The organism is Pleurocapsa sp. CCALA 161, from assembly GCF_003003995.1.
Lineage (GTDB): Bacteria > Cyanobacteriota > Cyanobacteriia > Cyanobacteriales > Xenococcaceae > Waterburya.
Map to the genome: position 1 here is coordinate 1 of NZ_PVWF01000147.1, position 9,617 is coordinate 9,617.

At 38.6% G+C, this 9,617-nt stretch carries 15 protein-coding genes and 1 pseudogene; 12 read left to right on the forward strand and 4 right to left on the reverse strand.

The genetic code is table 11. From position 1 onward, the window contains the following. The 8 genes and pseudogenes from C7B62_RS25880 to C7B62_RS22235 all read left to right on the forward strand — a co-directional run. Nucleotides 1-503 (forward strand): annotated as a pseudogene (locus tag C7B62_RS25880) (hypothetical protein); the annotation flags it as partial. Between the two features lie 16 nt (nt 504-519). Beyond that, nucleotides 520-1,641, forward strand: coding sequence for a TniB family NTP-binding protein (locus C7B62_RS22205; RefSeq protein ID WP_199194323.1), 1,122 nt, complete (start codon nt 520-522; stop codon nt 1,639-1,641). A 29-nt stretch (nt 1,642-1,670) separates the two neighbouring features. Then, nucleotides 1,671-2,861 carry a TniQ family protein gene (locus C7B62_RS22210; RefSeq protein ID WP_158260728.1) on the forward strand — a complete coding sequence of 397 codons (1,191 nt, stop codon included), beginning with the start codon at nt 1,671-1,673 and terminating at the stop codon, nt 2,859-2,861. 38 nt (nt 2,862-2,899) lie between these two features. Further along, nucleotides 2,900-3,232 (forward strand): hypothetical protein, encoded by a 333-nt coding sequence (locus tag C7B62_RS22215; protein ID WP_106242534.1) that lies wholly within the window; start codon nt 2,900-2,902, stop codon nt 3,230-3,232. Next, complete coding sequence (locus C7B62_RS22220; protein ID WP_106242537.1) at nt 3,222-3,686, forward strand: type II toxin-antitoxin system YhaV family toxin; 465 nt, start codon at nt 3,222-3,224, stop codon at nt 3,684-3,686. Before C7B62_RS22215 ends, C7B62_RS22220 begins: the two co-directional genes overlap by 11 nt. After that, nucleotides 3,658-4,158 carry a hypothetical protein gene (locus tag C7B62_RS22225; protein WP_158260729.1) on the forward strand — a complete coding sequence of 167 codons (501 nt, stop codon included), beginning with the start codon at nt 3,658-3,660 and terminating at the stop codon, nt 4,156-4,158. Before C7B62_RS22220 ends, C7B62_RS22225 begins: the two co-directional genes overlap by 29 nt. Before the next feature lie 221 nt (nt 4,159-4,379). After that, entirely contained in the window at nt 4,380-4,604 is a 225-nt protein-coding gene (locus C7B62_RS22230; RefSeq protein WP_106242543.1) for an AbrB/MazE/SpoVT family DNA-binding domain-containing protein, read from the forward strand. Further along, nucleotides 4,601-5,008 carry a type II toxin-antitoxin system death-on-curing family toxin gene (locus C7B62_RS22235; RefSeq protein ID WP_106242547.1) on the forward strand — a complete coding sequence of 136 codons (408 nt, stop codon included), beginning with the start codon at nt 4,601-4,603 and terminating at the stop codon, nt 5,006-5,008. Before C7B62_RS22230 ends, C7B62_RS22235 begins: the two co-directional genes overlap by 4 nt. A gap of 181 nt (nt 5,009-5,189) precedes the next feature. Here the strand turns inward: C7B62_RS22235 and C7B62_RS22240 are convergent, their stop codons facing one another. Beyond that, nucleotides 5,190-5,393, reverse strand: coding sequence for a cold-shock protein (locus tag C7B62_RS22240; protein WP_106242550.1), 204 nt, complete (start codon nt 5,391-5,393; stop codon nt 5,190-5,192). Between the two features lie 437 nt (nt 5,394-5,830). Between C7B62_RS22240 and C7B62_RS22245 the strand changes: the two genes are divergently transcribed. The 4 genes from C7B62_RS22245 to C7B62_RS22260 all read left to right on the forward strand — a co-directional run bounded on the left by C7B62_RS22245 (nt 5,831) and on the right by C7B62_RS22260 (nt 7,563). After that, nucleotides 5,831-6,085, forward strand: coding sequence for a ribbon-helix-helix domain-containing protein (locus C7B62_RS22245; protein WP_106242553.1), 255 nt, complete (start codon nt 5,831-5,833; stop codon nt 6,083-6,085). Continuing rightward, on the forward strand, nt 6,078-6,422 hold the full coding sequence (locus C7B62_RS22250; protein ID WP_106242557.1) for a type II toxin-antitoxin system PemK/MazF family toxin: 345 nt from the start codon (nt 6,078-6,080) through the stop codon (nt 6,420-6,422). Before C7B62_RS22245 ends, C7B62_RS22250 begins: the two co-directional genes overlap by 8 nt. 25 nt (nt 6,423-6,447) lie before the next feature. Further along, nucleotides 6,448-6,906, forward strand: a complete 459-nt coding sequence (locus C7B62_RS22255; protein WP_106242560.1) for a hypothetical protein — start codon at nt 6,448-6,450, stop codon at nt 6,904-6,906. A 66-nt stretch (nt 6,907-6,972) separates the two neighbouring features. Next, complete coding sequence (locus C7B62_RS22260; protein ID WP_106242564.1) at nt 6,973-7,563, forward strand: hypothetical protein; 591 nt, start codon at nt 6,973-6,975, stop codon at nt 7,561-7,563. A 23-nt stretch (nt 7,564-7,586) separates the two neighbouring features. Here C7B62_RS22260 and C7B62_RS22265 read toward each other — a convergent pair whose 3' ends face one another. The 3 genes from C7B62_RS22265 to C7B62_RS22275 form a co-directional block, all read right to left on the reverse strand. Continuing rightward, the gene (locus tag C7B62_RS22265; RefSeq protein WP_106242567.1) at nt 7,587-8,105 is read right to left on the reverse strand and encodes a hypothetical protein; all 519 of its coding nucleotides are present in this window, start codon (nt 8,103-8,105) and stop codon (nt 7,587-7,589) included. Nucleotides 8,106-8,221: 116 nt separating this feature from the next. After that, complete coding sequence (locus tag C7B62_RS22270; protein WP_106242571.1) at nt 8,222-9,253, reverse strand: relaxase/mobilization nuclease domain-containing protein; 1,032 nt, start codon at nt 9,251-9,253, stop codon at nt 8,222-8,224. Then, a partial coding sequence (locus tag C7B62_RS22275; RefSeq protein ID WP_106242574.1) for a MobC family plasmid mobilization relaxosome protein occupies nt 9,243-9,617 on the reverse strand: 375 nt, incomplete at its 5' end. The genes C7B62_RS22275 and C7B62_RS22270, both read right to left, overlap by 11 nt.

The following is a 9,617-nucleotide window of genomic DNA, read 5'->3' on the forward strand; positions in this document are numbered from 1 at the left end:
AAGAGAAGATTCAAACAATTGTAGAAGGAGAGTGGAAAAAAACCAAAAGAGGCAAAACTCGTCAATCGATGGCTAGATGGCTTGGTATTGAAAGCCCAAAATCCGTCGTCAAAAAAGAGCAAAAAACTTTACCTGAATTGAACCTAAAGCAAGCCAATCTTGACAAGAAAGCTGTTAAAAAAGCGATTGTTGACAAACCGACTCCTCTTGATGGAATCTCAAATTGCGAAGGTGCACTCTTGAGCCCAGCACAAGCAATCGCTACGCCTTCTATTTTACCAAAATTAGAGACTCATTCAGTTGAGGTTATCAAAAGCAGAGCAGACTTAAACCTAGAACTACAGTCAGAAGACAGCGAATTAGAATTAATAGACGAGGTAGAAGTAATCCAAGTAGCAGAATTAGAGTTGGCAGAGCAGGCAGAACAGACAAAGGTAGTAGCAGAAGACAATTGGCAGCCAGATTTGTCGGGATGGAGCGTTTTTAAAGGTTTATCGAAGTAAAATTGGGAGAAATACCATGTCATCAACCAAATCGAAGTTTAGGTCTATGACTTTGGCTCAACGACTAAAGGTAGTCAACAGTACATATATTTCTTATCCTCGATTTGATGAGATTCTAGATGCGATTGAATACTGTCATTATTTCTCTAGCTGCAAAGACGAGCCAGAATGTTTGTTTCTATCTGGACATACGGGAGTAGGCAAGACTACTATCTATCACACTTACGCCAGCAAATATCCTCAATACATCACCTGTGATCGCACGGTGATTCCGATTCTAGCCGTAACTATTCCCTCCCCTGCCACAGTCAAAGCTGTAGTTTCTAAACTTCTATGGCAGCTTGGCGATCCTGCCTACGAAAAAGGCTCTATCGGCAAGCAAACCATCCGCTTAATCGGTCTAATTAGAGATTGCGGAGTTCAGCTAATAATCTTAGATGAATTTCAGCATTTTATCGACCGAGATTCAGCCAAAGTACTCAAGACGGTATCAGACTGGCTTAAAACTTTGATTCTGGATACCAATCTCCCAATTGTTCTAATTGGTTTGCCTGAAGCCGAACAGATTCTTAAGCTGAAAGACCATTCTCAATTGAGTCGCAGATTTGCTAATAGATGTCGTCTGAGTCCATTTAATTGGCATTCTGATAGTGGAGAAGAGTTTCGGACTTTTCTTCACTTAATCGAATCTCAGCTACCGTTAGAATCTGACTCAAATCTATCTGGGTTAAATCTAGCCAGAAGATTTTATTATGCTTCCGATGGAGTTGTCGCTTACACAATGAAGCTAATTCGTTATGGGACTTATTTGGCTCTCCAGCAGGAAAAAGAACAATTGGATCTATCTATACTGGCTGTGGCGTTTGAAAAATACGTTCATGCCGATAAACCAGATAAAGTAAATCCTTTCTTGAGCGATGAATTTGAAGGTGAGGGGTGCGTCGTCTCACGGCGCATACCCAATCACCTTATTGAAATTTATCAGCCACATTCAGGTTCTTCAGGACATGTTGAAGCAACCAACAGTCGTTTGAGATCTGCTTCAAAAAAGCGTCGAGACCCCGCGCCGCCGACAGGCGCAAGGGAACGCTCGACAAGAGCAAAACTCAAAGCGTCTTCAGTTTTGACGACGAGGTAAACTTTTATTTTGGCTCACGACCGTACAAATTGCTATGTACACCTCAACCCTATCATGATGAGAGTTTGGCAAGCTATATATTACGTCTGTCTGAAGCCAACTACTATGAATCCCCCCACTGGATTCTTCAACTAGTGAGTTGTTCGGCTAATCGAGTTTTAAAATTCGCTCTCGATCGTAGTAAAGTAACAAAACTCAGTCAATTAACTGGCATAGATGATAAATTGCTCCAGTCAAAAGCTTTCAGAGCTATAAGAGGACATTATTTCATCAGTTATGAAGTAAATCAAAAGGCAACTCACTTGTGTCCAAAATGCTTGAAAGAATCAAGTTATGCTCGATTTTTATGGGATGTTGACATTAATCGAGTTTGCCACATACACAGATGTAACCTGGTTAATAAATGCCCTCAATGCCATCAAAAAATCCAATGGTCAAGACCTGGTGTCACCAAGTGCAAATGTGGTTTTGATTTTCGCGACTCGGCAGTCACTAATGCTACAAATAGCCAGGTAAACTTTGCACTTTATCGAGTTGGATGTTGGGGTGACGCTGAATGTATGAAACTAGTTAAAGCAACTTATAGAGAAGACAATCCATTATTCTGTTTAACTTTCGAGCAGTTTGAGCAGTTGTCGAACTTTCTAAAATTCGATATCCGAATCTGTTTGAGTCACAAAGGGAATCTGGCAATGTCTCAAGATATATTGACTAAATTCAATTCAAAATCAAAATTGCTTTCTTCTGAGGAATTAGTGTTTGACTTTTTTAAAGATTGGAAACATAACATCAATTATCTCTTTCAATGGCACGAAGATAACTCGCTCGGCAAAAACTCAACTAGGCATACTATTTTGGCTATGGTTTTCCGCTTCGTTGAGTTTTCTAGCTTGTTACCTGTTAACTGTTTGTTATCAACGCAGCTAGAAATCGCTTTGAGAAAGTACCTCTATGATTACAACGTTATACAGATTGAGATAGCTTATCGCTACTCGAATGATTGTTATAAAGAAAAATTAGATTTGGATCGAATAGAAGATTGGCTGCCAAGATTAGGTGGAATGCTAGACTGTCACGAACTGACTTTAACCAGACTAATTTGGGTTGGCCAGCATATTAAGTCCCTTCGTTGGCTCAAGGGTTGTTCGGCTTGGCAAATAGTTCTCAATCGACCGCTTTGGAAACTATTTGAGTTTAAATCTAAGTTCGTGACGTTATAATAAATTGTAATAACATTGCTCTTTTTTACTTTGCGCTAATGTCCGATAACTCAAACAACAACTATCCAGTTTCTCCAGCTAAGATTGGCAATCAAGATGGATACCGCTTACCTCGCGCTTTTTCTAAGGATCATCCCGAACTCGTTGGTGCTAGCGGTCATGTTGAAGTTTTGGATGAGAATACGTTGTTAGTTCGTCTAAATCCTGTTAAGAAAACTGAGTCAGAAAGAGACGATGTGATGATGAGTTTGTTTCTGGACTTTTTGATGAAGTTTGCTATTGAAGAGCCTGAATCTCTTGTGGCATATACAGAAAATATGAGTCAGGAGGCAAACGAATTGTTAGCTGGGGTAGAAATCGATGAAGATTAATGGGTGGACTATCTTGTTTCATCCGTTATTTAACGACCAATGGCAGAAATTGCTTCATCTAGTAAAGTCTTTACGTTCACGCTTGCCAACGGACGACTTTGTCAAACATCCACAAGTTAAGCTATTTAAGGCTCTTACCGTTGGTATTGAAGAAAAGATCCCGAACGATCCTAAGAGTTCGTACTTTGCTCTCAGGAAGCCATTGGATAAATACAGTCGCTTAAAGAAGATGGGGCTGCCAAATCGCTACCGACTCTTCTTCAAAGTATTTCCACAACAAAAGGTAATTATTATTTTGTGGTTGGGTTTTCCTAGGAAAGAGGGAGATAAGAAAGACTGCCCTAAAGGATACCGCTTCGCATACTATCGTGTTTTTGCCAAGATGGTTAAAAAAGGGCAATTTCCTCTCTCACTGAAAGATCTTATTGATTCGGATAATGGGCAGGAAAGCTAATCCTAAATGTGTATACTGTGCCAAGAATTACCGCACCGAAGACGAGGCAAGAGAAAAAAACGCCGAGTGTTATGTCGAACATAACTGCCGTGTTAAACGCTATCGTCTAAGATCGGCTAACAAAGTTAATGCTAAACGTCGCGCCAATAGTGCCAGAGAAAAAGGAATTAAGACCATAACACCAATTCTCCCTGAAGCATATCGCGCTGAGTTGGAAATCTACGGCAAAGAAAATCAGTTTGTTCATGCGATCGCTCTCAAGATCTATCAGGGCAATAAACTTTCTCATCAAATGTTACCCCAGCACACGCAGGGACTCAGACAGCCTGAGCTTGAAGAGTATATCAACAAACTGCTAGCTCATTTAAAGACTGAATACGGAATCGATTGTTTTGGCTTGATTTACTGGCTTAATGCCGATGATTGTCCTGAATGTAAGCTTCACTTCATTAAGACCACAATATTAATTTGATAAATTTGGAATAGACAATCAGGGTTTACTTCCAATTGTCAGATTTTTTCATCTTATGCGCGAATTAGTTCGGATATTTTCATTTTATGAGTTAATTATTTTCAACTTATGTGTTAATAACTATGTTCAAAGCACTGAAAACTCGTAGAGATATTTTCAACTTATACTATAACTAACAATGTTATTATAATAGTTGTTATAATATTGAGGTATTTTGCTCTATGTATACACTTAAATTAACTACGGTAGGTTCGTCTACAGGGGTAGTAATCCCTGTAGAAATGCTCAAAAGCATGAAGTTAGAGAAAGGAGATTCTCTATATGCAGTTGAGACACCTGAAGGATACGTGGTGAGTCCATACAATCCAGAAGTAGAAAACCAGATAAAGCAGGGTCGTGCTTTTATTAAGCAAAATCGAGAAGTTTTTAAAGCTTTAGCTGAGTGAGTGAGCCAATCTGGATCGATGCGGATGCGTTGCGTTTGTTGCATGGAGAAAGTCTTGCCGAATTCGGAGGACTTTCAGGCATGAGAGACAAAGGTTTGTTCTTATCTGCTTTAGCTCGTCCGCGAAATCTTTTTGTTTATGAAGAGGTGACAAATATTTCTAGACTAGCTGCGGCATATGCCTATGGACTTGCCAGAAATCATACATGCGGGCAAGCCCTTTGTTTTAGTGACGGTAATAAACGTGCTGCTTTTTTGGCTATTGGTATGTTCTTGGCGATTAATGGTTTCTTATTAAAAGTAGAGCCAACAGAAGCAGTAAATACAATGCTGGCTTTGGCTGCTGGAGACTTAACAGAATTAGATCTTGCCAGTTGGATTGAAAAATTTATCGTCCAAGCTTGAGTGTAGTGTTGGTTGACTCTTGATAATTTTTCCTCTCATGTATGTCTTTTAATCAACTAGATATTTTGCTCTATTGTTTTTGCCCTTACCCTGGTTAGTTAGCGTTTAATTTAAAACAGTTAAGCCTGTTTGATGTTAGTTTCTATCAAACAGACTCAAAATATTAAATTCGTCAGCAAGATCAATTTGGAATAACGTTTACCGCACAGGGCCCTTTCTTGCCTTGTCCGACTTCGTATTCTACTTTCTGTCCCTCCGCCAGGGTAGTGTTGCGATCGCCTTGAATTTCCGAAGCATGAACAAAAAGATCTTTGCCTCCGTCATCTTGAAGTATAAAACCAAAACCTTTTTCCTCATTGAAGAACTTTACAGTACCCGTACTCATACAGTTTTCTCTTTACTAAATAAATAATCCAGATGACCGAGATTTTGAAGCAATAGCTCACGGTACTCCTTTTAATGAAACTCGCGCTTGAATCAAACAATGGGTAGAAAGCCTAATCCTAAATGTTTGACGTTTGACATCCTCTCACGCCCTAGAAGCCCTAAAGGACATTGTCCTCTTATGGGATTAGCTTCGCGTCAATTGCTTGGGGCTGGATATCGTGATTCCCCACTAAACGAATCGCACGTAGACTTACACTCACTCCACATTCTTTATTATATGAGTCGCATTGTCCACCCGCCTCTTTGATAGTTTCTTCGACTAACAAGCTGAAAAACAAATAAACTGCTTACTTTTCTGCCCTCGCACTTCTACCTTCGTTCAAAGCTATTTTGCTATAATTATTGATATCAAAAGTTACATCATTTTAAACATCAATGCGTACTACTATTACTATTCCAGATGCTCTAGTGGCTGAAGCTGACGCTCTAGTTGGTAGCGGAGGAATTGCTACCCGTAATCAGCTTATAATTGAGGCTTTACAAAATTGGGTTGAACTGAGGAAGGAAGAATTAATCGATAATGAGTTTACAATGATGGCAAGCGATTCAGATTATATAGCCGAGACGTTGGCGATTGAATCAGAGTTTACCCAAAGCGATCTCGAAGTAGCGACCTCCAACGATGATTAGAGGAGACATTTATCAGGCAGATTTAGATCCAACTCAAGATTCAGAGCAAGCTGGGAGGCGACCGATAGTAATAGTTAGTCGAGATGGAATTAACCGCAGCTCTCCTATAGTAGTAGTTGTGCCAATTACTAAATTTACCCCAGAAAAAAAGATTTATCCCAGTCATCATTTAGTCAAAGCAACGGATGGTAACGGTTTGACTCAAGACAGTATTATCAAGTGCGAACAAATTAGAGCGATCGCCAAATCTCGTCTGTCACGCAAATGGGGTAGTTTGAGTGAAAAGGATTTAGCAAAGGTAGATACTGCTCTAAAAATAGTTTTGTCTTTAAAGTGAATGATATCGATCCTGAATCTGAGTGATGGGCAGAAAACCTAATCCGACTTGTCTTTACTGCGCCAAGAATTACCGCACAGAGGCAGAAGCTAAAGAAAAACATCCTGAATGCTATGTCGGTCATAACTGTCGAATTAAGCGAGGTCGTTTAAGAAATCCTGGCAAGGTCAACGCCAAACGCCGCGCCTATGCTGCCAGGAAAAAAGGTATTGCCACTATCGAGCCGATCTTACCCGAAGCCTATCGCGCTGAACTTGAAATTTACGGCAAAGAAAATCAATATGTTCATGCGATCGCTCTTAAAATATATCAAGGCAATAAGCTCTCCCATCAAATGCTACCGCAGCATACTAAAGGACTTAGACAACCAGAGGTAGAAGCGTACATTCAAAAGTTGCTTAGTTATTTAGAAACAGAATACGGAATTGATTGCTTCGGACTAATTTATTGGCTCGATCCTAATGATTGTCCAGGATGCTGTTGAGACAAGCAATATGCCTAAGAACTGATTTCGAGCAAATCAATTTATTGTGGCGATGGAGCAATAATTTTGTCAGATAATCCCTTTGTACAACTTATTCAACAGGTAGACAGTATTCAATCTGCCACTATTTCTGACGAGGTAAAACTCAGACGATCTGGAGAACTTATCTATTTCGTCAGTGAACAAATTCTTGACAAAGCAAAGGCTCTGTTAGAACAGTCGCAACAATCGGAAGTTGATGAAACAGATACTAAAATTGATCGCAGTTTCAGTGATTTTATAACATCACTTACTCAGCAGAGCATTAGTACAGTTTTTCTAGCCAAATACCTTCAGCCTCAACCCAAAGCAGATTATCAGCGAGAGGGAACTAGGTCTATTAAATTTTTATCAGCAACTGAAGCTTTAGACGAACTAACAGAAGATTTAATTGAGTCGGAAATACTTACGCTGGCTTATGATGAGAATATTGAAGTTTGGATCGAATCAGTAGAGCAACATTTGAAGCTATATCCAAAAGTGAATACTTTACCAAAAATAGCTCAATTGAATGATTTAACTTTAGCTCAGACATTTGTTGCAGCGTTATTTGGAAATTTTAGACTAGAGCAATTTGGCGATTTTTACGAAGTGGATCGACTTAAATTATTTAGATAAATTTGTCTCTACCTTATTTAGCATCAACAACAGCCTAATATTTTATTATCGACAAGGTTCATATCTAAATCTTGAACGCAATAACTGAATACTTCTTCTCTAGCTTGAAAAATCTTTTTTATTTCATTGGTATCATCTGTATGACCATAAAATATTAATCCCGCAATTCCTGTATGTTCAAATATGTAGTTTATTATCAATCTATAGCTCTGCTGAGATATTTCTTTGATACCTTTGTTTAATTGAGCAATAATATTAGCTTTAAAATTATTCTTCTTACAATACTGCTCTACTTTTCGCTTCATCATGCGTTCTTGTTCTTCGGTATCGCAGCGAAGATATACCAAGACAGTTTGCTTTTTCAGAGATTGGTATACAGGATCGTTCTTAAATTTTTGAACTAAAGCTTTGTTGAACACTCGTTTACCTTTAGAGCTTTTCCTCGTAAACTCTATGTATCCTTCCTCAACTAGTTTGTTTACCGCAGACTCAGATAGGTTCAGAATATTCATTACACCTCTTAGATATATCCCATCTGCCATTGGCTTTCTCTAAAAAATTACCCAAATACTGTTAGATTAACTGCTTGCTATTACTACTATTACAGCAAATCAAATTGAGTATGTAAAGTAGAATTAAAATCTACATTTCATTTCGATCAAAACTCAACTTCAAATTCTCTATTTTTTCTATTATCTTCGGGAACAGCGAAATTATTTGCAACCTGTATTTCTTGTTCATCAAAAACTCTCTCTAATAAATGTTTTATTTGGTTTGGAACGTAATTCTTGATATCTACCTGACTCCAACTCACTTCAAGTTCAGGCTTTAATCCAATTATCTCATTCTGATTTACTTTATTCACAGCAAACATATCCTTCTGAAAATCATAGTTCACTCTATGTTCTAACAGTTGCGAAAAGCTAGCTTGATGTAGCTTACATCCTCTTATTTTAAAATCTTGCAGCCTGTAACTAATACCTGTAATTTTTCCTTCTTCGACTCTTAGTTTGGAATCTATTTCGAGTCGTTGGAGTCTAGCCAGAAATACACTTAGACTTGGGCGATCACGACTGGCTAAATCTATTCCTGATTGAATTTTTATGGCATGAGGAACTGTTGGTCTTTCAGTTGTAGATCCCACTTTATACTCTTCTACCTCCCGCATCATTCGTTTTGTTTGACCAGTCGTAGAGGCTTTGTATTCACGTTGCTCAGAAGAAGCAACAATAGTCAAACTGTGTTCGATCTCTTGTTGTCTTAAGATATTTTCTAACTTTTTCTTGTCATAACCGTCTACGACCCTTTTTCCTTCAAAATTAATCGCATTAATCAAGAGGTGAAAATGATCGTGTTCGTGGACGCGATCGTGTTTTGGATCGACTCGACCATGACGTACTACTAAATATTGATTGTTGTCATAACCCAATCCATTTATTATAGCGATCGCAATTTCTTCTATAGTCTCACGGTCTAACTGTCCATCATCAGGGGCAAATCCAACAGAAATATGTTTGACTGGTTTTTTAGTACTCGGTCTTTGATTGGCACAAGTATCTAATTCCCAAGTCATTGTATTGCGATCGCCTCCAGCCAAATTTGTATCGATTATTTGAGGAGTTTTGCTGGGGTCTAATAAATAGTTAACCAGTCCTCGGAAGTCGCCGCCAGTATTAATATTACCGATCACTCTTTTTTCTGCCGATTATTAGCAGCCTAATTTGATTCAACTCTTGGTTAATGCGTTCGGTATAGCTTCTAATTGCACTTAGTTCTTCTGGTAAGGGATAATTTTCGGGTACTTTGCCACCCTCTAATCTTTCAGCATTAAAGACTTTGGCAATTTGGTTGATATTATTGCCAATCCTTTTTAACTCTCTGGCAATTTCACTCATAACTCTGTAGGTATGCCAACTAACCTTGAAAAGATGCGCTTTTTCTATGGGCTTATGTAAAACACATTTAGCTATGTATTCAGTTCTAGTCAGGTTTAATAGTTTGGCTTGGCGATCAATAATTGCCAAGTCTGATGGATACCATTTAGTTTCTACCCG